At 71.6% G+C, this 24,449-nt stretch carries 12 protein-coding genes (1 of these 12 running past the window's edge); 10 read left to right on the top strand and 2 right to left on the bottom strand.

What is annotated here, in order from left to right; genetic code table 11:
- Nucleotides 1-11,720 carry the 3' portion of a hypothetical protein gene (locus C9992_RS18140; protein ID WP_160150916.1) on the top strand. Its footprint begins 18,553 nt before the window's first position, so only the last 11,720 of its 30,273 coding nucleotides appear in the window; its start codon lies off the left edge, out of view; the stop codon is at nt 11,718-11,720.
- Between the two features lie 103 nt (nt 11,721-11,823).
- On the opposite strand, the gene C9992_RS16535 is transcribed toward C9992_RS18140, so the two are convergent.
- Nucleotides 11,824-12,060 (bottom strand): tautomerase family protein, encoded by a 237-nt coding sequence (locus C9992_RS16535; RefSeq protein ID WP_106816731.1) that lies wholly within the window; start codon nt 12,058-12,060, stop codon nt 11,824-11,826.
- 57 nt (nt 12,061-12,117) lie between these two features.
- Here C9992_RS16535 and C9992_RS16540 point away from each other — a divergent pair, with 57 nt between their 5' ends.
- On the top strand, nt 12,118-12,558 hold the full coding sequence (locus tag C9992_RS16540; RefSeq protein ID WP_106816732.1) for a nitroreductase family deazaflavin-dependent oxidoreductase: 441 nt from the start codon (nt 12,118-12,120) through the stop codon (nt 12,556-12,558).
- Nucleotides 12,555-13,298: a formylglycine-generating enzyme family protein gene (locus tag C9992_RS16545; RefSeq protein WP_106816733.1), complete on the top strand. Its 744-nt coding sequence runs from the start codon at nt 12,555-12,557 to the stop codon at nt 13,296-13,298. The genes C9992_RS16540 and C9992_RS16545 overlap by 4 nt, the downstream gene beginning before the upstream one ends.
- A 557-nt stretch (nt 13,299-13,855) precedes the next feature.
- On the opposite strand, the gene C9992_RS16550 is transcribed toward C9992_RS16545, so the two are convergent.
- Nucleotides 13,856-15,361: an NCS2 family permease gene (locus tag C9992_RS16550; protein ID WP_106816734.1), complete on the bottom strand. Its 1,506-nt coding sequence runs from the start codon at nt 15,359-15,361 to the stop codon at nt 13,856-13,858.
- Nucleotides 15,362-15,486: 125 nt separating this feature from the next.
- Between C9992_RS16550 and C9992_RS16555 the strand changes: the two genes are divergently transcribed.
- The 7 genes from C9992_RS16555 to C9992_RS16585 all read left to right on the top strand — a co-directional run bounded on the left by C9992_RS16555 (nt 15,487) and on the right by C9992_RS16585 (nt 24,419).
- Nucleotides 15,487-17,010 (top strand): cell division protein PerM, encoded by a 1,524-nt coding sequence (locus C9992_RS16555; RefSeq protein WP_106816735.1) that lies wholly within the window; start codon nt 15,487-15,489, stop codon nt 17,008-17,010.
- 107 nt (nt 17,011-17,117) lie between these two features.
- On the top strand, nt 17,118-18,167 hold the full coding sequence (locus tag C9992_RS16560; RefSeq protein WP_106816736.1) for a LacI family DNA-binding transcriptional regulator: 1,050 nt from the start codon (nt 17,118-17,120) through the stop codon (nt 18,165-18,167).
- Nucleotides 18,168-18,178: 11 nt separating this feature from the next.
- Entirely contained in the window at nt 18,179-19,465 is a 1,287-nt protein-coding gene (locus tag C9992_RS16565; RefSeq protein ID WP_106816737.1) for an extracellular solute-binding protein, read from the top strand.
- 1 nt (nt 19,466) lies between these two features.
- Nucleotides 19,467-20,453: a carbohydrate ABC transporter permease gene (locus tag C9992_RS16570; protein ID WP_106816738.1), complete on the top strand. Its 987-nt coding sequence runs from the start codon at nt 19,467-19,469 to the stop codon at nt 20,451-20,453.
- Complete coding sequence (locus C9992_RS16575; RefSeq protein WP_106816739.1) at nt 20,450-21,289, top strand: carbohydrate ABC transporter permease; 840 nt, start codon at nt 20,450-20,452, stop codon at nt 21,287-21,289. Before C9992_RS16570 ends, C9992_RS16575 begins: the two co-directional genes overlap by 4 nt.
- Entirely contained in the window at nt 21,286-22,368 is a 1,083-nt protein-coding gene (locus C9992_RS16580) for a glycoside hydrolase family 130 protein (protein WP_200826370.1), read from the top strand. Before C9992_RS16575 ends, C9992_RS16580 begins: the two co-directional genes overlap by 4 nt.
- Nucleotides 22,369-22,385: 17 nt before the next feature.
- The gene (locus tag C9992_RS16585) at nt 22,386-24,419 is read left to right on the top strand and encodes a hypothetical protein (protein ID WP_106816741.1); all 2,034 of its coding nucleotides are present in this window, start codon (nt 22,386-22,388) and stop codon (nt 24,417-24,419) included.
- Nucleotides 24,420-24,449 lie beyond the last annotated feature (30 nt).

Here is a 24,449-nt window from a genome sequence, read left to right on the forward strand (position 1 = left end):
CGACCAAGATCCGGCTCTCGCTCACGCAGGGCGGTGCGCCGGTCGCGCTCTCGCTGCCGTCGCGCCCGGGGCGCTCCCACCGCATCGTTCCGCTCGACGAGGCGACGGTGCCGGCAGCCTTCCAGCCCTACTTCATCCCGGGAGACGTCAGCGGCAGCACCATCACCCTCCCGTACGACCTCGCGGCGGTCGACGGCGAGGTCGTCATCTACACCGCCAACGGCGGAAAGGCGATCGGCGGGCTCGTCGACGGCGAGTCGTACTACGTCGTCGGCCGGTCCGGCAACAGCCTGCAGCTCGCCCGCACGCAGGGGGGACCCGCGATCGTGCTCGACGCCGCCCAGGCCACCGGCCGGGCGCACAGCCTCGTGCGCCAGGACACGCAGCCTCCAGGAGACCCCGCACTGACGACGGGCATCCGTGTGCTGTCGCCGCGCATGGGAGCCATCCGCGGGGTCGCGGTGATCGCCAACAACAGCGACGAGATCCTCGCGGTCGGCGGAGCGGGCGCGGTCGGCGGCACCGCCGGCGTCGGCGTGGCCGGCAACGTCAACATCGTGAACGTCGACACCGACGCCTTCATCGGCCGGCTCGCCAGGGTCAACGACCTCGACAACGACGAGGCATCCCCGTTCCAGTCCGTGGCGGTTCAGGCGGGCGGGTCGTTCCGTCAGCTGATGGTGTCGGCCGCGCTCGGGGCGGGCACGGTCGGCGTGGGGGTGAGCGCCGCCGTCGACGTCGTGAACCTCGCGCAGGATGCGCAGATCCGCTCCGGCGCCATCGTGCGCGCGCAGCATGACGTGGTCGTCGCGGCGATGGGCGGCGAGGACGTGACCGCGGCCTCGGCGGCGCTCGGCGGCGGCTTCGTCGGCGTCGCGGCAGCCGTCACCGTCGCCGTCGTGAAGGCGCACACGCACGCGCTGGTGGCCGGGGGAGCCGTCGTCGACGCCGGCAACAACGTCATCGTCTCGGCGATCGACGACAGCACCTACACCACCGTCACGGGCGGCATCGGCGTCGGCTTCGTGGGTGTCGGCGTCGGCGTCTCGGTCGTCACCACCACGAAGAGCACGGACGCCCGCATCGGCGCCGGCGCGACCGTCGACGCGCGCGCGCTCCACGGCGCCTTCGGCTCGATCGCCGGCGCCGACTATCTGGGCAAGGGCGTGCTCGGCCTCGCTGTGACCGCCCAGTCCTCGCAGCGCCTGTTCGGCCTCGTCATCGGCGCGGGCGGCGGATTCGTCGGCGCGGCCGGCGGTGTCGGCGTCACGCTGCTCGACGTCACGACCAACGCGTCGATCGACAGCTCCGCGGCGGCGCGCACGCGCATCAACCCCGATCAGGGCGGCGCCGGCGCCTGGCAGAGCGTGCTCATCGCCGCGCACGACACGACCGAGACGCTCACGATCGGCGCCGCGCTGGCAGTAGGTGCGGTGGGGGTGTCGGGCGCGGTCGACATCGGGATCGCCGACATCGCCGTGACGACGTCCATCGGCGACTTCGCTCAGCTGTGGGCCGCCCACTCCCTCACGATGAGGTCGACCTCGGTCCGCGAGATCCAGACCTTCGTCGCCAACATCGCCGGCGGGGCGGTGGGCGTCGGAGCGTCCGTCTCGGTCTGGACGGTCGGCGGCGCGCCCAGCGGCACGTACGACGACGGCGGCGACAACGGCCCGCGCGACGCGCTCAGCTCCACCGGCGGCAGCCCGCAGCAGCAGGCCGACACGATGGTGTCGGGCAACGGCGACAGCGGCAACGGACTCGGCGGCTTCCGCGACATCCTGAGCGGCGCCCAGGATGAGGACGGCGCCTCGCAGAACGTCGCCGCCATGCACCGCCAGAACGGCGTCGCCGCGGCGAACAGCGCGGTGCAGTCGGCCGAGACCGGTGATTCCCTCGTCGCCGACTCGTTCGCCGGCGCTCCGATGCGCGGCACCTCGAGTCGGATCGGCGCGAACGCCCTGGTCGCGACAGGCCGTGGCATCGCCGTGCTCGCAGAGGCCGACGACACGTACTTCGGCCTCGCCGGATCCGCGTCCGCCGGCATCGCGGGGATCGGCGCCGCGGTGCTCGTCGCAACACTCCGCCCGACGATCGAGGCCGGCGTCTCGACCGGCGCGGTGCTGCGTTCCGGGGGCGACATCACGGTCCGCTCGCGCTATACCGAAGACACCTACGGTCTCGCGTTCGCCGGTCAGGTCGGCGCCGTCGGCGTCGGCGGCCAGTTCGTCGTCATCTCGAGCGTCGTCGACCAGGAAGCGCACATCGACGACGGCGCCTCCATCCCGGCCGCTTACGGCACCGTCGCGGTCGAGGCCATCGCGGACCGCACGCTCGAGGCGCACACGATCGGCCTGCAGATCGCCGGTGTCGCGGTCGGCGGCTCGGTGGCGCTGGTGAGCCTCTCGGGTGACGGCTCGACGAGCGACACGATCGCCCGCGTCGGCACGGTCCAGATCGGGGCGGAGAGTCCGGTGGGCGGTCTGCGCGTGCTCGCAGACTCCGACATCCGGATGGATGCCTCGGCGCTCGCCCTGTCGGTCGGCGTCGCGTTCTCGGCGACGGGCGCTGGAGCCGATCTCGAGATCCCCGGTCGCACGGCGGCGACGTTCGCCGGGTCGGTCGTGTCCTTCGGGTCGGTCACGATCCGCGCCGTCGCCCGCAACACCGTCACCACCCTCATCGCCGCGGTCCAGGGGAGTGGCGGTGCGACCATCGGCGCCTTCATCACCGAGGCGGTCGTGAGCCGCGACACGCTGGCCTCGGCCGCGGCCGGCACCGTCATCCGCGCGGCGGGCGCCGTGACCGTCGCCGCGGATTCGCGCAACCATGCCGACGCCTCGATCGCGTCGGGGTCGTTCTCGGGCTTCTTCGGCGCCGCCGCCCAGGTGCAGAGCGCGACGGTCTCGGGTCTCACCGAGGCGCTCCTGCGGTCGACCGTGGAGCAGTCCGGGTCGGTGGCGGTGACGGCGACCGGCGAGAACCGCGCGATCGCCAACGGCGTGCTGCTCGCCCTCGGCGCCGCGACGATCTCGGGGGCGCTGGTCACCGCGATCGTGACCGAGAACGCCGCCGTGCGTGCCACCGCCTCGGGGCCCCTCATCCACAGTCTCGGCGTCGTGGCGGTGACCGCGACCATCGCGACCGACGGCGGCAGCGGCGGCCTCGCCGGTGGCAACCTCGCGCGGGCCTCCCTCACCGCGGTGAGCGGCGCGCTCTTCAGCGGGTCCGCGTACGGCGCCCGCGCCGAGCTGCGCGGCGCGACCACGGCGTCCCTCGACAGCACGGTGTCCTCGTCGAACGGGGTGCAGGTCGTGGCCACCGCGACGAACACCGCCGACGCCGACACGTTCTCTGCCGCGCTGGGCCTCTTCACGGTCGAACTGCTCGTGGCCGAGGCATCCGTCTTCGACAGCGCGGCCACGCGCGCCCGCGTGCGGCAGAACGTGTACGCGAGCGGCATGAGCACGGTGCGGGCAACGGCGACGAACACGGCGACCGTCGACACCGACACAGCCGCCATCTCCCTCGCCGGCGGTGCGGCCACGCTGCCCGGCGCCCGCATCGCCGCCGCCACCGAGGCGCTGTTCGCGGCCGGCCTCGAGGGTCGCGGGCTCACCGTCGACGCGTCGGCGACCAACCGCGCCACCGTCGCGCTGGACATGCTCATGGTCGGCATCCTCGGCAGCGTCAGCCTCTCGGGCGAATCGTTCGCCGAGGTCACCGCGGCCGCCGAGACGCGCGCCGAGATCGCATCCGGCGGGCGCCCGGTGCACGCCCGCACCGGCGCGCTGGCGGTGACGGCGTGGGCGCTCAACGCGGCGAAGCTCGACGTGTCGCGCGGCGGGGGGGGCGGCCTGGACCTGTCGATCGTCGCCCCGCGCAGCAGCATCGCCGCCGCGACCATCGCGCGGCTCGGATCCGCCGATTACACATCGTCGTCGTTCGCCGTCTCGGCCTCGTCGCAGAACTCGGCCGCCACGACGCTCTCGCTCACCTCGATCTCGGCGATCGGCGGCAACGGGGTCTCGTCGACGGCGCAGATCCTCGAGGGCGCCACGACGAGCGCGACCGTCGCTGCCGGAGCCCGCCTCGTGGCCACGGGCGCCGTCTCGGTCGAGGCGACGCAGCGCGAGGGCACCGCGGTGTCGGCATCGATGAACGGCACGGCCGTCGGCCTCGTCGCGAGCATCTCCTTCTTCGGAGTCGTGGCGACACAGGCCGCGGGCGCGCTGGCGGCGTTCGACGGCTCGACCTACGGCTCGGCGAGCCTGCTCGTCCAGGCGACGGCATCCGAGGCGGTGACCGCGACGATGCGCGCGGCCTCCGGCGGCGCGATCGACGTCTCCACGGCGTCCGCGTCGGCGGCGGTCGGCTCGACAGCGACGACGGTCGCCCGGTACGGCTCGGGTGTGCTCGTGGTGACCGGCGCGGTGACCGTCGCTGCCGCGCAGACGGCCACCGCGAACGCCACCACGGACAGCAACGGCGGCGGCGCGGTGAGCTTCCGCGACAGCACCGCGACCGCGACGATCGACGCCGCGGCGCAGGCCTCGACGGCCGCGCGCCAGACGTTCGGCACCGGTACGTCGGTGCGCGCGACCGCGAACCGGACCGTCACCGCCTTCGGTGGCCAGGTGGGCGTGTCGCTCGGCGGCGGATCATCGCTCGTCGCGACCGCCCGCGTCGGCGCGGCGGCGCGCACCGAGGCGCTCATCGTCCCCGGCGCGGTCATCCACGCGCCTGACGCCGCTGTGGTCGTCGAAGCCGTCGCCACGAACCGGGCCGACGCCGGCGCCGGAGCCGTGGGCGTCGGAGTGATCGTGAACGTCGGCCACTCCGATCCTCGGGCCGAGGTGCTCGGGGCCACGCGCGCGCAGATGGCGGCCGGCATCCCGTTCGCAGCGAGCCTTCGTGTCGAAGCCCGCAGCGCCGACGTCGCGCTCGCGTCGCTCGAGAGCCGCAGCGGCGGTCTCATAGAGGTCGGCGACGGGGTCGCCGTGGCGAACGTGGACACCGACGTGACGACGGAGGTCGGCGGGGGAGCGAACGCGCCGATCATCGTCCGGGGCGACGCCGACGTCGTCGTCGATTCGCAGCCCCGCGCGCTGAGCGACACGCAGTCGAGCTCCGGCGGCGGCGTGCGCGTCGCGCACAACGCCGCGACCGCGACGAACCGCACGACCGTCGTGCTCGACATCGCGGACGGCACCCCGCTCGCCGCGGGCGGCACGATCACCCTGGTTGCCCGCCAGAACACCGTCGAGCAGCCGGGCCCGAGCGGACTGTCGTTCGACGCGGTGGAGGGCGTCGACACCGACACCGAGCAGATCGTGCTGTCGGGCCACGGCCTGAGCGATCTGGCGCTCGTGACGTACGATGCCCAGGGCCAGACGCCCGTGGGCGGCCTCAACCCGGGCGATGCGTATCGCATCATCGTCATCGACCCGAACCGCATCGAGCTCGGTGCGCTGCTCGCCGGCGGCCGCGCGACCGGGGCCGACGACACCCTCTGGTTCGGCTGGTACCTCGACATCGGCGGCTTCTTCCAGCTGTCGCAGCCCCGCGAGCACGGCCTGCGCGAAGGCCAGCGGGTCATCTACAAGGCGCCGTCGGGCACGGTGCCCGGCCTCGTCTCGGGCAAGGCGTACACGGTGAAGATCGTCGACGAGTTCCGCGTCCAGCTCATCGACGCATCGACGCCGGCGCTGCCGGTCACGTTCCCCAGCTCGTCCATCAGCGGGGACGGGCTGCGGATCCTCGCGGCGAACGGCTACGACATCGGCGCCGCGCTCGAGTACGTGGCGCCGGACCCGGCGGCGCGCTTCGCCGGAGCGTTCGTCGAGGCGCGGCAGTGGACAGCCGACGACTCCGCGAACGACCGCGAGGCCGGCCAGCTCATGGTCATCGACGGCAACATCCAGTACTTCGGCACGGATGACGACTCGATCGCGATCCGCGGGCACGGACTCGTCACGGGGCGCGAGGTCTGGTACCAGGCGACGTCGTCGGTCATCGGCGGGCTGTCGAACGAGCGGTCGTACTGGGTCATCGCCGTCGACGGCAACCGCATCCGCCTCGCCGACTCGTACTGCGAAGCCGTCGGGTTCGTCGGCGACAGCACGTGCTTCCAGACCGTGCAGACGGGCGTCGACGGCGACGGCAACCCGGTCTACGAGAACGTCCCGATCGAGGTCACGCCGCTCGCACTGGCCGCGCAGTACGGCGCCGACACCGTCCACACCCTCTACGACCCCACCGCCAAGCCGGTGCTCGGACTGCGCAACGGGCAGCGCTACTACGTCGTGGCGCGCGACGATGCCGGCTTCAGCGTCTCGGCGTCGCCGGGCGGCGCCGCCATCGTGCTCGGCGCGGGCGGGGGCACGAGCTCGTTCCGGCCGGCGGTCGTCGACCTCGGCGACGCGGCGATCGGTCTCGGCGACAAGCAGCGCCTCACGATCGACCTCACCGCGGACGGCACCGGGACGCAGCAGCTCATCCCGGGCACGGCGGAGCTGGCCCTGGCCGGCGGCGGCGAGTTCAGCGAGTCGTTCGTCGACGGCGGAGGCGGCGGGTTCATCTCGACCGGCGAGACCGAGCCGAGCACGACCGTCTCGGCCGACGTCGACGTGATAATCGGGGACGGCGCGAAGCTCGCCGCCGGCGGTGACATCGATGTGCTGGTCTCGTCGCACGTCGCGGGCAACGCCGAGGCGCGCTCGCGGTCGGGCGGCGCCATCGACATCAGCGCGTCGCGAGCGCGCGTCGACGCCGAGGCGACCACCGACATCGTGTTCGGCGGGGGCAGCATCGTCACGGCGGATGGTTCGGTGACCGTGCTCTCGCTCACCCGCGCCAGCGGCAAGGGCAAGGCCGACACCAAGGCGGGCGGCTTCGGAACGGGCGTGAGCGCCTGGACGCGGCTGTCTCTCATCGCGGTGTCGACGGTGTCGCTGAACGGCCGCATCACCGTGGGAGACGACATCCGCGTGAACAACCAGTCCGCCTTCTTCGCGGACGCGTGGATGAACGCCAACAGCGCATCGGTCGGCGGTGCGGCCTCGGGTGGCGAGTGCGACATCCAGGTCAACGGCGGCCGGAACACGGGCTGCCACACCTACGGTCGCTCCGCGAACGTCATCAACGTCGGCGGCGGCGCCTGGCTCGAGGGCGACGACGTGTCGCTGCGCGCCGCGCTCGCCGGAACGAGCATGCGCGACGAGGGCTACTCGCGCGGCGAGGGCGTCGGTCAGGACGCCGACGCGCGCGGTCAGGTGCGCGTCGACTCGGCGAGCGCCGTCGAGATCTTCAGCGGCGCGAAGATCATCGGCCGTCAGAGCGTCACCCTCACGGCCGACCAGGGCGGCGAGGGCACCGTCGACCTGCGGGCGCACGCACGCGCGAGCTGCGGCTGCCTCGGCGGCGACACCGACGCCGACTCGCGCGTGACGTTCAACGGCGACTCGCGGGTCACGGCGCACCGCTTCGCGATGGTCAAGACGGCCTCGCTGCTCGTGCAGGCGCTGCAGAGCGCCGTCAACGTCAACGCCACGTCGTCCCGCTCCGGTGCCGCCTTCGACGGCGGCAGTCAGAGCTCGCCCGAGAGTGCGTCGACGACGCGGACGATCCAGTGGAGCGCCGACGTGATCCTGCACGCGCCGACCCCGCTGCTGGTGATCGACGAGGACGGGCGCATCGTGGAGCTGCACGGCCTCACCGCCTCGGCGAACGGGTCGACCCTGGCCGTGGGCTCGGTCCTGGCCTCGGGCGCCGTCATCCAGGTGGCGCCCATCGAGAACAACGGCGGCGGCGAGGCGCGTTTCGTCGCCAACCACAGCTCGCACCCGGCGGTCGTGCAAAGGGTCGTCTACGACGGCGTCGCGCACGACGGCACGTGGCGCATCCAGAGCACGTTCGACTCCGTGACGATCCGCAATCACTCCGATCGGGAGCTGCACACCGATCGCATCTCGGTGGTGAACCTCGACGCCGACCCCGCGGCGAACGTCGACATCGTCTCGCCCGACAGCGAGGGCTTCCGATTCCGCATCGCCAAGCCGATCTTCCTACCGACGCTCATCGACATCGCGAACCTCGGTACGCCGGGCGACCGCGACCTGGTCCTCGAGGGCCTGATCGACAACCCGATCGGCACGACGCTCATCGTCAACGACCAGGGCGACATCCTCTCGGCCGACACCGGCGCGATCCGCACCAACATCGCACGCCTCGACGCACCGCGCGGCACCATCGGCCGCTGGACCGGCAGCGGCGAGTTCCTCACGCGGGAGAAGATCGACATCACGCTGATCCAGTCGGACTACCTCGTCGACGAGGTCGACCCGACGCGACCGGTCGCGCTCATCGCCGACGCAGCCGAGGACGTCGTGATCGACATCACCTACATCGCGCGCATGCGGCCCGACTCGCCGTACATCGCCACCGCGTTCGCGCCGCAGCTCGGCCCGATCCACGCCGGCCGCGACATCGACATCGTCGTCCACGACTCGCTCACGGGCGCCGACGCCGCCCCGTTCACCGCGTTCAGCATCCACGTGGAAGCGCAGGATCCCGGCGCCGCCGACGGCGACTTCGAGGTCTACTACTACCCGGATCAGGCCTGGCCCGGCTTCGACGACCCCGTGCTGATCGCGTGGGGGACCGCGAACACCCCTGCCGACTCCGCGTACATGTTCAGTCTCGCAGCCGGTGACGACATCCAGGTGCGGCACAGCGAGACGGCGACGACGCTGTCGATCCTCGCCTTCACCGATGTCGACGCGACGCTCGTCGCCATGCGGGACTGGACGGTGCCGTACTCGACGACGAACGGCGACGGCGAGATCACGATGCTCACGAACGGCCTGCTGCAGGTCGTCGAGACCGTCGGCGATCTGCGCGTCGGCACGATCACATCGACCGCCGACGACGTGCGGCTGTGGGCGCTCGACGCGGGGGCGTCGATCTTCGACGACGGCACGATCGACGACGGTTCGGCGCGCGTGGCCGGCGGCATCGTCCAGCTCGTCGCCGATGCGGCCTCCGGTCGCGTCGGCGGCGCGGAGGCTTCCGCGCCCGAGGTGCGCGACTTCCTCGAGATCGACGCGCGGGTTCACGTCACATCGTTCGCCGGAGGAGACACGCTGCTCGAACAGGTGGCGGGAGCGCTGTCGGTCGACTACGTCCAGTCGACGGTGGGGGATGTCGCGATCCGCACGCGCAGCGGTTCCATCCTCGCCGCGCCGGCCGACGGGCGGGTCATCGCGGACGGAGGTGTCGGCGACGGCTCGATCGACCTCATCGCCGTCGGCGGGCGGATCGGCACCGACAGTCCCGACCGCTCCGGCGACCTCGTGGTCGACACCGGTGCCTTCGGGCGACTGTACGCCGTGAGCGACACCGTGCCCGACCCCGAGCCGGGCCCCGAGCCCGACCCAGGTCAGGAGCCCGAGCCCGACCCAGGTCAGGAGCCCGACCCCGGTCAGGAGTCCGAGCCTGCGCCGCTTCCCGGCCTCGGCGGCATCTTCGTGACCGAGGCGACGGGCACGCTGGTGGTGCTGCGCGCCGAGACCGATGACGGCGACGTGCGCCTCACCGCGCCGTTCGTCGCGAGCCAGGAGCCGGCCAGCCTGTACCTGATGACGGCGGGCCAGACGATCGACGGCGCCGAGGCACTCACCGAAGGACGCCTCGTCGCGACCGGGGCTGTGACCCTGCTCGTCGGTCAGGACGTCGTCGCGCCCGCCGGCACGCTGATCCAGGGTGAGACCGTCACCATCCGGGCGTCGTTCGGCAAGCAGACGGCCGCCGACGGTGGTTCGCTGCTGTACTTCGGCGGCACGATCGCCGCTCTGCCGATCGCCGTGTACGGCGGTCTGGGCGACGACGAGTTCGTCTTCGACGGCACGCTGCTCGTCGGGCACACGCTCGTCTACGGCGGTGTCGAAGAGACCGGCGAGCTGCCGACCGGCGACGACAGCTTCCAGGTGATCCGTCTGCAGACGATGACCGGCACGCACCTGATGTCGGGCACCCCGATCATCCCGGCCGTTCCGCTCGAGCCGCCGACCGGCGAGGAGCCGCCGAGCGTCCCGGCGCCGCCGGTCGTCGCCCCTGAGCCCGTCGAGTGGTTCGCCGGGCGCGCCCTGCGCCACTCGCTCGTGCTGTACGGCTTCGACGGCGACGACGACGTCACGGTCCAGACCTGGGGCGGCGCCGACACCGACCCGCTCGGTCATGACTACCAGATCATCGTGCGCGGCGGCGGAGTGCCCGGGTTCGACACCCTCACGGTCGAGGGCACCGACGAGGCCGACACGTTCCTCTTCCGGGCGCTCGCGGCGGTCGCGGGCCACCCCGATGCCTCACGCCCGGCATTCGTGGCGGCGGTCAACGAGGCTGCCGGAACGGCCGAGCGCATCGTCTACGACCGCGGCACGGCACGTCTGACGGTGGTCGGGCACGACGGCGACGACACATTCGCGTTCGATGACAACAGCACCGCGACGACGGTGCACGGCGGCGCCGGTGCCGACACGTTCATCGTCGGCCAGTTCCACCCGGCGCCGGCGGTGGAGCCCGCGGTGCAGCCGGGCGACGCGTTCCCGACCGTCGAGACGGAGTTCGGCAGACTGAGCGCAGGCGCCTCGTTCGCCTTGGTGCTCTACGGTCACGCGGGCGACGACGTCTTCCAGATCAACCACCACTCGGCCGAGCTGCGGGTCGAGGGAACGATCGGGAACGACATCTACGACGTGCGGGCGGTGCGCACCGTCGGCGGGGAGTTCCTGAGGAACGGCGCACTCTGGCTCGAGGGCACCGCGAACATCCCGGGTGCGCCGGGGATCGAAACCCTGATCGTGCGCACCGCCGGCGCTGTCAGTGACATCGAGGTGCGCTACCTCGCACAGGAGGTCCTCGTCCGCGGCGCCGGACTGCACATTCTGACACGCCTCATGGACGGCGCGACGGTGCTCGCGCAGCCCTTCGCCCCCTCCGCGCCGATCGTGCTGCCCGCGGACTCGGAGCCGTCGCCGTGGGACATGCTGACGGTGCCGCTGCCCGTACACGCGCCCGGCCTGGCCGGCCTGGTCATCATCTCGGAATCCGGCGGAAGCACCAGGCTCATCACCGGAAGCCAGATCGTCGACAGCTACACGATCCGTCTCGCCGTGCCCGCCACCGAGCGCGTGTACATCGCGATCTCCGGCGCGTACGCCGGCGGCAGACTCTTCGGCGAGGTGTCGCTCGACGGCGGCCTCACGTTCTCCGATGGCGCCGTTCTCGTCATCGAACCGGGCGACGTCGGCCCGTTCGAGATCGTCGTGCGCCTCGTGCCGACGATCGCACCGCACGGCATCGGACTGTTCGCCCTCGTACCGACCGCGGAGCCCGGCCCCGGAATGATCGTGCAGACGATGAGCCACGTGGTCTCCAGCGCCGATCCCCGCTTCGACACGGCGACCGCCTCGAACGTCTACATCAACCTCCCACCGCCTCTCGCGCCCGGCGGACCGGGCGACCCGGGCGATCCCGGAGATCCGGGCGGTCCCGTCAGCGGCGGGGACGGCGGGGGTTCTGACACGCGCGGTGCCACGGCCGGCGCCGGGGACGGCCTTGCGGCCACCGGAGGCGCCCCCGATCTCGTCGCGCTGAGCCTGGGGCTCCTGGCTCTCGCGCTGGGCCTCGTGCTCGTCTTCTCACGCCGCCGTCGCGCCTGACTCAACCGCGTCTGCGCCGTCGGGCAGAGACCGCGTCCCACCGGACGGATGCTGTGGGGCCGGGCGTCCCCGCGGCATCCCGTTCCGGCGCTTCGCGGGTCGGTCAGCCGGCGGCCGCTGAGCCGCCGAAGCGTACGACCTGACCGGCGCGGTCGGCGTCGTCGCTGGCGAGCACGCCGCCGTTCGCCACGAAGTCGGCGGCGACCTCCTCGAACATGATGCGCACGTCCTGACGGCGGGCGCCGAGCGCCTCGACGGCGGCATCGGTCACCAGTTCGGCGAAGCGGCGGCGCTGGTCGACCGTGCGCCCGGGGAGGAGTTCGACTCTCATGTTCGGCATACCTCGACGATAGGGGCTGACGGGCCCTCGCCCCGCGGGCGCCTCTACGCTGGTCCCATGCCGCTGACCGGAGAGTACAAGCCGTCCACCGCCGACTGGGCCCGCACGCAGGCCGAGGAGTACGAGGCGTCCCAGGGCGCGAAGGCCAACACATTGCGCGGCGTCCCGATCATCGTGCTGACGACCGTCGGCGCGAAGAGCGGTGCGCTGCGGAAGACCGCGCTCATGCGGGTGGAGCACGATGGTCGTTACCTCGTCGTCGCCTCCAAGGGCGGCGCGCACGACGAGCCGAAGTGGGCCGAGAACATGCGACGCCACCCGCACGTCGAACTGCAGGACGGCGCGACCAAGCGCGACTACACCGCGCGCGAGCTGACGGGTGACGAGCGGGCGCTGTGGTGGACGCGGGCAGCCGAGGTCTGGCCCGACTACGACAATTACCAGAAGCGCACCGACCGTCAGATCGCCATCTTCCTGCTCGAACCGCGCACCGAGTGACCGACATCGAACTGGCCCGGATCGCGGCCGGCAGCGTCACTCTCCACGACGCACGGCGCAAGGTGCGCTGGAGCGTCGAACTCGAGCCGTTCGAGATCGGCGTGTACCCCGTGACGCAGGAGCAGCTGGGCGAGCTGCTCGGGGAGACGGCATCCGCTCCCCGGCGTCCGGTCACCGACGTCAGCTGGCTGCGCGCGATCCGCTTCTGCAACGCCGCCTCGGAGTGGGAGGGGCTCGACCCCGCGTACACGTTCGACGGCGAAGAGGTCACCTGGCACGTCGACGCCGACGGGTACCGGCTGCCCACCGAGGCCGAATGGGAGTTCGCGTGCCGCGCCGGTTCGACGGGCGCGCACTATGGGCCGCTCGCTGAGATCGCCTGGACGAGCGCCGACGGCGTCACGACACCGCAGGAGGTCGGCGGCAAGCTGCCGAATCTCAACGGCCTGTTCGACACGCTCGGCAACGTGTGGGAGTGGTGCTGGGACCTCCTCGACCCCGCCCGCTACCGGGACTACCGCGTCTTCCGCGGCGGCGGTTTCGCCGACGACGCGCACAGCGTGCGGGCCTCGACCCGTCGCGGCGGCGCGCCCCGCATGCATCACGACGACGTCGGCTTCCGAGTCGCGCGCGGCGGTTTCGACGCCGTCGACGCCGCACAGGGCTGGTCGGCTGCCCTGGACCGCGAGCGCGCCGCCTACGACGGCCCCACCCCGCCCGGGTGGACGCCGCTGCGCTGACCCTCGCCGGCGCCGTCACGCCGGGCGCGGCATCCCGCGCCCGCCCTTGCCGAGCTTCAGGTGTCGCGACACGCCGTATCGGCCGTGTCGTTACCGCGTGTCGCGCCACCTGAGCCGCTGGGGACCCGCCGGCGCGCCGGCTTCAGGTGTCGCGACACGCCGTATCGGCCGTGTCGTTACCGCGTGTCGCGCCACCTGAGCCGCGGGGGTCCGCCGGCGCGCCGGCTGCAGAACCGCGCGGGGCGACGGATGCCGCGCCGCCTCCGGCCCCCCGCGCCGGCCCGCCCGAGCTTCGGGTGTCACGACACGCCGTATCGGCCGTGCGGTTCCCGCGTGTCGTGCCACCTGAGCCGCGGGGGCCCGCCGACGCGCCGGCACGCCCGCGCTTCAGGTGTCGCGACACGCCGTATCGGCCGTGTCGTTCCCGCGTGTCGCGCCACCTGAGCCGCCGGGGACCCGCCGGCGCGCCGCCGGCGCCGCCGGGCCACGCCGATGTGCTGCGGAAACGCAAGGGGGACGGATGCCGCGGGCTGCGGCATCCGTCCCCACGAAGCGGGTCAGCCCAGCATCGCCTCGAGCGGACCGCGGGCGAAGTAGAGCACGAAGCCAGCCGCGACGATCCACAGCAGGGGGCTGATCTGGCGCGCCTTGCCCGAGAGCGAGCGCACGACGACCCAGGCGATGAAGCCCGCGCCGATGCCGTTGGCGATCGAGTAGGTCAGCGGCATCACGGTGACGGCGAGGAAGACCGGCAGCAGCACCGAGAAGTCCGAGAAGTCGATGTTCTTGATCTGCGCCATCATCAGGGCCCCGACGATGACCAGGGCGGCAGCTGCCACCTCGCTCGGGACGATCGACACGAGCGGGGTGAAGAACATCGCGATGAGGAAGAGGACTCCGGTCACCACGTTCGCGAAGCCCGTCCGCGCACCCTCGCCGATGCCCGCGCCCGACTCGATGAACACGGTGTTGGAAGAACTCGAGGTGAAACCACCCGCGACGGCGCCGACACCTTCGACGATGAGCGCCGACTTGATCCGCGGGAAGTCGCCCTTGTCGTTGGCGAGGCCGGCCTCCTTCGAAAGGCCCGTCATCGTGCCCATCGCGTCGAAGAAGTTGGTGAACACCAGCGTGAAGACCAGCATGAGCGCGGCGAGCACGCCGATGCGCTCGAACGAGCCGAACGACACCTGGCCGACGAGGGACAGGTCGGGCACGCTCACCAGCGAACTCGGCAGTTCGGGCACCGACAGGCCCCAGCCGCCGGGGTTGATCGTGTCGCCGTCGACCTTGGGGCCGAGGTTCCAGATCGCCTCGACGATGACGGCGACGACGGTGCCGGTGACGAGCCCGATGAGGATGCCGCCCTTCACCTTGCGTGCGACGAGGATGCCGGTCAGCAGCAGGGTGAAGACGAAGATGAGGGTCGGGACGGTGGCGACCGATCCGTTGGCGCCGAGCCCGACGGGGGGAGAGGACACGCCCGTCGAGGTGACGAAGCCGGCGTCGACGAAGCCGATGAAGGCGATGAACAGGCCGATTCCGACCGTGATGGCGAGCTTCAGCTGGATCGGCACGGCGTCGAAGATCATGCGCCGAAGACCCGTGGCCGCCAGCAGCACGATGATGAGGCCGTTGATGACCACCAGCCCCATCGCCTCGGGCCAGGTCACCTGCCCGACGACCGAGACCGCCAGGAACGAGTTGATGCCGAGACCTGCGGCGAAGGCGAACGGCAGGCGCGTCACGAGCCCGAACAGCACCGTCATGACCCCCGCGGTCAGCGCGGTCGTGGCCGCGACCTGCGTGAAGCCCAGGCTGTTGCCGTCGACGTCGACGCCGCTGGAGAGAATGATCGGGTTCAGGATGACGATGTAGGCCATCGTCACGAACGTCACGACGCCGCCGCGCACCTCGGTGCCGACCGTCGAACCGCGCCGCGTGATCTCGAAGAAGCGATCGAACCCGTTCTTCGGCTGCGGGGTCTCGCGGTTCTCTGCGGTGGCGACACCGGTGGTGGTGCCGTCGGGGCTGTGTGCCGGGTCGGACGGGGCTGCGCTCATGTGTGGACCTCCGTCCAGAACGTTAGTCGCTCCGGAGCGAAGCTGGGGATCAGCTGAACGGATGCCGCGCCTTCGCGCGCGGGCGCCCATGCAGCCGGTGCCGCCCGAAGTAGGGTCGATGGCGCATGCATCGCCTCATCGTCGCCCTCCTGGCCACCGTCGACGCCGCCATCGCGGTCGCCGTCGGGCTGGCCGCCGCGCTCGCGCCGCTCACTCTCCTGTGGGTCTTCGGGTTCGGCGGCACGGCGGAATGGGGCGCCCTCTGGCCGGCGGCGGCATCGGTGTGGCACCTCGGCAATCTCGTGCCACTGACGGTCACTCTGCCGCCGGAATACCTCGCTGCGACGGGCATCGACGGCGCCGCGGCATCCTTCGTCCTCTCACTCGCCCCGCTGGCCTTCGCGGGCTTCACCGCGATCTTCGCCGCCCGTTCCGGCGTCCGCGCGTCTCGTGCGGAAGCCTGGGTCACCGGTGTGGTGACCTCGACGGCCGTCTTCACCGCGCTGGCGGCAGCGGTGGCGTCGACCTCCGCCAATCCCGTCGCGTCGGCCGAGCCGTGGCAGGCGATCATCGTGCCGACGCTCGTGTTCGCGGTGCCGGCGTTCGTGGGAGCCGTCGTGACGGAATGGGCGGAGGCAGGCACCGGGGTCGTCGCGGGGCTGCGCGATCGGATCGAGGCCCTGCCCCGTGGCTGGGGCGTGGTGCCCGCACTGATCGCGCGGGGAGGCGCCGTGGTGGGCGTCGGCCTCGTCGGCCTGGGGGCGGTGGCCGCCGCCGTCGCGCTCTTCGCGCGCGCCGGGCAGATCGTCGCGTTGTTCGAGGCCGGCGATGTCGACGCCCTGGGGGCGACCGTGCTCACGCTCGGCCAGCTCGCGTACGTGCCGACGCTCGCCGTGTGGGGCATGAGCTTCGTCGCCGGTCCCGGTTTCGCGGTCGGCGCCGATACCGCGGTGTCGCCCGCAGGCACGCAGGTCGGGGTCGTCCCCGCGCTGCCGGCCCTGGGCGCCGTGCCGGACTCCACCACGTCGTGGCTGCTGCTGCTGGCCCTTCTCCCCGTCGCGCTCGGCGCGTTCGCCGGATGGATCGTGCGCTCGCGCCTCGTCCGCCGGGATGGGGGAGCACCGGTCGGAACACGTGCCGCCGCGTCGGCGCAGACGCCCCCCTCATCGCGGTTCGATGCGACGAAGACCGCGGCGCTCACCGGCCTCCTGTCCGGCTCCACCGCTCGTGAGGACCCCGATCCCGAAGAGTCCGTTCTCGTCCCGGCCGCCGCCGACGAGGACCCGATGGGGGCGCGACTGGCCATCACGGCCGGCATCGCGCTGGTGGCCGGAGCGCTCGCCGCGCTCCTGGCCTTCGCGGCATCCGGTGCGCTCGGACCCGGACGCCTGACCGAATTCGGTCCCGCGCCCGGGCCGGTCGCCATGGCGGTCGGCTTCGAGGTTCTGGTGGGGGCGGCGATCGTGCTGCTCGCGCCCCGTCGCGTGGGAGGGAAGCGGACGCCGTCGGCAGCGGCATGGCCGGCTGCCTCGGCTGAGACGCCGGCGGTTCGCACGGAGCCGCCGACGGACGCTCCCGAGTCGACACGCGACGCGTTCGATCGGCCCGAGGCGATCACCGAGCCCATCGAGCTTCCGCGCCAGTTCTGAGCGGGCGGCTACCACCGCGATCTTCGACGCGCAAGGGGTTGTCATCACGCCTAAACCGCTTTAGGCTCTGAACCGGTTTAGAAGTCCGTTCATCGTCGAGGAGCGCCATGGCAGAGTCGCCGCAGCCCACGATCGCCGACGTCGCCCGCCGGGCCGGCGTCAGCAAGGGGCTGGTGTCGTTCGCCCTCAACGACAAACCCGGGGTCTCCAGCGACACACGCGCCCGCATCCTCGAAGTCGCCCGCGAACTGGGATGGACGCCGAGCCTGCGCGCGCGAGCGCTCAGCACAGGCCGCTCGTACGCGTGCGGTCTCGTGATCGGCCGCAGCACCGACGTCATCGCCGCCGATCCGTTCTTCCACTCCTTCATCGCCGGCCTCGAGGACGAGTTCTCGGTCTCCGGCCAGGTGCTCGTGCTCGCGGCCGCGACACCGGGCCGGCAGGAGGCAGAGACCTATCGGGGGCTCGCCGCGGACAAGCGGGTGGACGGGGTGATCCTCACCGACCTGCGCGCGGCCGACTCACGGCTGCAGCTCGTCGGCGATCTCGGCCTGGCGGCCGTCACGCTGGGGATGCCGGAGGGTCCGTCGGAACTGTCGTCGGTGTCGGTCGACGACGGTGCCGGCATCCGCGCCGCCGTGCGGCACCTGGCGGACCTCGGCCATCGGCGGATCGCCCACGTGGCGGGGCCGGACACGATGCTCCACGCCCGGACGCGCCGCGCCGCCTTCCACGACGCCGCCACGAGCCTCGGCCTGGCCGCGGCTTCCGTCGACACGGACTTCAGCGCGGAGGAGGGAGCAGCGGCCACCGCTGCGCTGCTCGACGGCGATGCGCCGCCGACGGCGATCGTGTACTCCAACGATCACATGGCGATCGCCGGAGTCGGTGTCGCACGCCGGCGAGGACTGTCGATCCCCCGCGACCTCTCGATCACCGGCTTCGACGACACCGAGCTCGGGCGCTACATCGACCCGGCCCTCACGAGCGTGGCCACCGACGCCCGCGAGTGGGGCCGTGTCGCCGCGCGCACCCTCCTCGGTGCGATCGCGGGCGAGCCCGTCGTCCACGTGCGGCTGGCCGAGCCCACCCTCAGCGTCCGCGAGTCCACCGGACCCGCGCCCACCCACACTCGCGGCGATCGCCGCGACCGATGAAGGAGCAAGAGATGCGACGACGCATGGTGCTCGCGGCCGTGGCCGCGGCAGGTGTCCTGGCGGTGACCGGCTGCAGCGGGGGCGGAGGAGGCGGCGGCGACGGAATGGACAGCCGCGGCGACATCACCATCTGGTACTCCAACAACGAGGCCGAGATCGCCTGGGGCAAGCAGATGGTGGAGGCGTGGAACGCCGACCACCCCGACGAGCAGATCAAGGCGCAGGAGATCCCCGCGGGGGCCTCCAGCGAGGAGGTCATCGGGGCGGCGATCACGGCGGGCAACGCGCCGTGCCTGGTCTTCAACACCTCGCCGGCGGCGGTGCCGGGATTCCAGAAGCAGGGCGGACTCGTCGACCTGTCGGACTTCGAGGACGGCGACGACTACATCACGGAGCGCTCCGGCGATGTCGCCGACCAGTACCGGTCGGAGGACGGCGACTTCTATCAGATGCCCTGGAAGTCCAACCCCGTGATGATCTTCTACAACAAGGACATGTTCGCTCAGGCGGGCCTGGACCCCGAGAACCCGTCGCTGTCGACCTATGACGAGTTCCTCGAGACCGCCCGCGCGCTGAAGGCAGCGGGTGTCGCCTCGTACGCGATCAACCCCGCGCCCACGAGCGAGTTCTTCCAGTCGTGGTTCGACTTCTACCCGCTGTACGCCGCGCAGACCGGCGGCACGCAGCTGGTCGAGGACGGCGAGGCGACCTTCGACTCCGAAGACGGGCAGGCGGTCGCCGACTTCTGGCGGACGCTCTACGACGAGCAGCTCGCCGGGCAGGAGCAGTACCAGGGCGATGCCTTCGCCGACGGCTATGCCGCCATGGCGATCGTCGGTCCGTGGGCGATCGATGTCTACGGTGAGGACGTCAACTGGGGGGCGGTGCCCGTGCCGACCAAGGACGGCGTCGCCGCCGACGAGACCTGGACCTTCAGCGACGCCAAGAACGTCGGGCTCTTCACGGCCTGCGACAACAAGGCGACGGCCTGGGACGTGCTGAAGTTCGCCACCAGTGAGGAGCAGGACGGCAAGTGGCTCGAGGAGACCGGCCAGATGCCGATGCGCCAGAACCTCACCGAGACCTACCCCGACTATTTCGCGGCGAACCCCGCGTACCAGCAGTTCGGCGACCAGACCTCTCGCACCGTCGAGGTGCCGAACGTCCAGAACTCCGTCGAGATCTGGCAGACGTTCCGCGACGGGTACAGCGAGGCGGTGATCTTCGGTGAGAAGGATGTCGATGCCTTCCTCTCCGACACCGCCTCCGAGGTGAACAAGCTGGCGGCGGGAAGCTGACATGAGCGCGACCGTGGCGGGCGCGGCCGGCCGGACCGGGGGCGACCCCGGCCGGCCCGGCACGGCCGCGCCCACGGACGACAAGCCCGCCGGCACGTCGCGCGGGCGCCGGCGGATCCTGGGGCCCCAGCCCCTCGGCATCCTGTTCTCCGCGCCGTACCTGGCGTTCGTCATCATCGTCTTCGCATCGCCGATCGTCCTGGCGCTGTGGATGTCGGTGCACGACTACTTCTTCGCCGCACCCGGCGCCGAGGTCGATCGGCCGTTCGTGGGCTTCGACAACTACGTCACGGTGCTGACGGATCCCGACGTCTGGCAGTCGTTCTACAACGTGGGGATCTTCCTCATCATCAACGTGCCCCTCACGGTGGTGCTCTCGATCGTGCTGGCCACCGCGCTCAACACGGTGGTGCACGCGCGCACGTTCTTCCGGGTGAGCTATTACGTGCCCTACGTCGCCGCATCGGTCGCCGTGGTGGCGGTATGGCTCTTCCTCTTCTCGAAGAACGGGCTGGTCAACAACATCCTCGGGCCGCTCGCGCCGCAGCCCTCGTGGCTGGTCAACAGTGCCCTGGCGATGCCGACGATCGCGCTGTTCGTGACCTGGAAGGGTCTCGGGTTCTACGTCCTGCTGTACCTCGCCGCCCTCCAGAACGTGCCGAAGGAGCTGTACGAGTCCGTCTCGACCGACGGGGGAGGACGCATCCGCCAGTTCTTCTCGGTCACCGTGCCGGGCGTCCGACCCGCCACTCTGCTCGTCGTGTTGCTGGCGACGATCACCGGCGCGAACCTCTTCACCGAGCCGTACCTGCTCACTGGGGGAGGCGGTCCCAACGGGGCGTCGACGTCGCCCGTGCTGCTGATCTATCAGAAGGGCATCGAACAGGGCAATCCGGACGTGGCCTCGGCGATCGGCGTGATCCTCATCATCTTCGTGCTGATCATCGCCTGGCTGCAGCGGCGGTTCGTGGGAGGTGACGAGTCATGAGACGCGCGCTCGGAAGCAAGGTCGCGCTGTACATCGTGCTGAGCCTGGGTGCGCTGGCCTTCCTCTTCCCGTTCTACTACATGATCATCGGCTCGCTGCAGACGGATCTCGACCCGACGGTCGCGGGCGCGTTCCCTCATCCCGGGAACCTGACGTTCGACAACTACGTCGCGATCAACGACCGCATCAACCTCGCGCAGGGGCTGCTCAACTCCGGCATCTTCACCGCCGGCGTGCTGCTCGGCACGGTCGTCTTCGGCGTCCTGGCCGGGTACGCGCTGGCCGTGCTGCAGTGGCGGGGACGCGGCACGACGTTCGCGCTGTGCCTGCTCGTGCAGGTCGTGCCGTTCCAGCTGCTCATGATCCCGCTGTACGTCATGATCGCCCGCGACTACGGGCTGTCGGACACGTACGTCGGCATGATCCTGCCGTTCTTCATCAACTCGACGGCGGTGCTCATCTTCCGGCAGTACTTCCTGCAGCTGCCGCCGGATCTGTTCTCGGCGGCCCGGATCGACGGGGCAGGGGAGTTCCGCCTGCTGTGGAGCGTGGCGCTGCCGCTGGTGCGACCGGCGCTCCTGACGGCGGTGCTGCTGACCTTCATCGGCCCGTGGAACGAGTTCCTGTGGCCGTTCCTCATCACCAAGGAGGCGTCGATGCAGCCGCTGGCGGTCTCGCTGGCGAACTTCATCTCGAACATCGCCGCCTCCACCTCGAACCCGTTCGGCGCCATGATGGCCGGCGCCGTCGTGCTGGCGATCCCGGCGGTGACCCTGTTCATCGTCTTCCAGCGCTACTTCATCTCGAGCGACCTCGGATCCGGAGTGAAAGGATGACCATGCCCGGAACGACCCCTTCGATCCCTTACCGGCTCCGTCGGGTGGGAGTCGTCATGACGCCGCAGCCCGGCGATCCCCACGAGGCGGAAGGCGTGCTCAACCCCGCCTCCGGCCGCGGGCCCGACGGGCAGCTGTACCTGCTTCCCCGCCTCGTCGCCGACGGCAACGTGTCGCGCGTGGGCCTTGCCCGCATCGTCGTGGAGGACGGGGTGCCGGTCTCCGTGGAGCGCGAGGGAGTCGTGCTGGAGCCCGACCGGGGATGGGAGCGCGGCGTGGGCAACGCCGGCGTGGAGGACCCGCGGACGACATGGATCGACGCGCTCGGCCTGCACGTGATGACCTACGTCGCCTACGGGCCGCTCGGTCCCCGCACCGCGATCGCGGTCTCGGACGACCTGCGGACGTGGCGGCGCCTGGGCCCTGTGCTGTTCCGGTATCAGGACGAGCTCGACATGGACCTGAACCTGTTCCACAACAAGGACACCGTGTTCTTCCCCGAGCCGGTCACCGCGCCCGACGGCACGACGGCGCTCGCCGTGCTGCACCGCCCGATGTGGGACCTGGGCGAGACCAAGCCGGGGCAGGGCGTGCGACTGCCGGCGGGCATCGAGGACCCACGCCAGTCGATCTGGATCAGCTATGTGCCCCTCGACGCGGTGCGCGCGGATCTGTCGAACCTCGTGCTGTGGGAGCAGCATCGCTTCGTCGCCGGTCCGCAGTATCCGTTCGAGGAGGTCAAGATCGGTGGCGGCCCGCCGCCGCTGCGCGTCCCCGAGGGATGGCTGGTGCTTCATCACGGCGTCACCGGTGTGATCGACAGCGCCTTCGCGCAGCAGCAGAAGGTGAATTACGCGGCCGGCGCGCTGCTGCTGGACGCCGAGGACCCGTCGCGGGTCATCGCCCGCACGCCCGAGCCGCTGCTGGCGCCCGAGACCGATGACGAGCGCAGCGGGATCGTCCCGAACGTGGTGTTCCCGACGGCGATCGAAGAGATCGACGGGCGGCACTTCGTCTTCTACGGCATGGCCGACTCCAAGATCGGCGTCGCGCTTCTGGAGCGCACCGACGCCGGCTGAGAAAGGAACGTGATCCCATGAACACGCTCGCACGACGGGGTGCACGCGTCGCGATGGTGTCCGCCGTGGTGGCTCTGACCTCCGCGCTCGCGGTCGCCGTCCCCTCCCAGGCGTCGGAGAGGGCGGCGCACGCGCTCACCGGGGCACCCCTCACGAACCTCGCGCATCTGGACTTCCTGCTCGATGAGGCGACCCCGCCGGCGGACGTTCAAGGCCACACGACCTATCGCCTGGCCGAGGAACCGTCGCTGGTGATGCCCTGGACGTACGCCGATGCACGCGCCGGTGGCACCTTCGAACGCGTGGGCGGCGGTCCGTTCGACCCCGCGACCGGCCATTGGGGACAGGGCGCCTTCAACGCGGATGACATCGCGCGCGCCGCGGTGGTGTATCTCCGGCACTGGACCCAGACGGATGCCGCGACCAGCCGCGACACCGCCTACGAGCTGCTGCGCAGCCTGACCTATCTGCAGACGACCGAGGGGGAGAGCGCCGGGAACGTCGTGCTGTGGATGCAGCCCGACGGCACGCTGAACCCGTCGGCGGAACCGGTCGAGCTGCCCGACCCGTCGGACTCGGGGCCGAGTTACTGGCTCGCACGCACCATCTGGGCGCTGGGCGAGGGGTACGCCGCATTCCAGCAGGCCGACCCGTCCTTCGCCTCGTTCCTGGAGGAGCGGCTCGCGCTGGCGGTCGACGCGCTGGACCGCCAGGTGCTGGTGCGCTACGGCCAGTGGGCTGAGACCGATGGCATGCGGGTGCCGGCATGGCTCATCGTGGATGGTGCGGATGCCTCGGCCGAGGCCGTGCTCGGGCTCGCCGCCCGGGTGCGCGCCGTGCCCGCAGACGCTTCAGCGGCCGACGCGCTGCGCAAGCTGGCCGAGGGGATCGGCGCGATGGCGGCCGGTGACATCGAGCAGTGGCCGTACGGCGCCATCCTGCCCTGGGCGCAGTCCCGCAGCATGTGGCACGGCTGGGGCTCGCAGATGCCGGCGGCCTTGGCGGCGGCATCCGTCGCGTTGGGCGACCCGGCGCTCGCCGAGCCCGCCGTCCGCGACGCCGCCGTGTTCACGCCGACGCTGCTGACGGCCGGCGGCCCCGACAACGGCTGGTTCCCGACCCCTGCCGACCGCGTGCAGATCGCCTACGGCGCGGATTCCCGGGTGCAGTCGCTGCTGGCCGTCGCCGACGCCACCGGGGCGCCGGGCTTCGCCGACCTCGCCGCCATCCAGGCGGCATGGTTCTTCGGGGCCAACCATGCGGGCACGCCCATGTACGACCCGGCCACCGGCGTCACCTACGACGGCCTCCAGCCCGATGGAACCGTCAACCGCAACAGCGGCGCCGAGAGCACGATCCACGGGCTGCTCACCATGCTGGCGCTCGACGCGCGCCCGGAGCTCGGCGTGCGGGCGAGCTCGGTCGCGACGGTGAGCGAGCGCGACGGGCTGTCGCTGGTCGAGGCCGAGGACGCCGTCGACACGTCGGGCACCGTGTCCGCTCCGACGGCGTGGACCGGCGAATCACTGTGGTCGGGCCGAGCGCTGACGCTTCAACCCGGCGAGCATGCCGTCTTCGACCTCGGTGAGGCGTCGGCCGATCGCGCGATCGAACCGGTGGTGTGGGCCGAACCCGGCTGGGCCGGCGCTTCGCAGTGGCATGGCGATCGGCGTCCGCTCGGATCCCTCGAGATCCAGGGTCCCCCGCAGGGGATCTCGCCGGTGCCGGGCGTGCTGCTCCCGCATGCACTGGAGCGCACCGTCCGGGCCGGCGAGAGCCGCGTTCGTGTGGACGTCGAGCGCGGTCCGCTGGTGCTCGACGCCCTGATCGTGCGGCCCGCGCAGTCCCGGCTCGTGCTCACGGGCGCGGGCCGCACCGAGCTCGTCCACTCGGGGATCGACCGATCCCAGCCGGTGCGCATCGGCGCACAGGGCACGCCGGTGTCGGTGCGGGTGTACGACGACCGCGGAACGCTCGTGCGGGAGCGAACGCTCCGCGACGGCGGCACCATCGTCCTCCCCGCCGGCGGCTTTGTGATCGCCCGGTCGTGAGACCCCGTTCCCGGCGGCCCCGGGGGCGCC

The sequence above is a fragment of the Microbacterium timonense genome, from assembly GCF_900292075.1.
Classification (GTDB): Bacteria; Actinomycetota; Actinomycetes; order Actinomycetales; family Microbacteriaceae; genus Microbacterium; species Microbacterium timonense.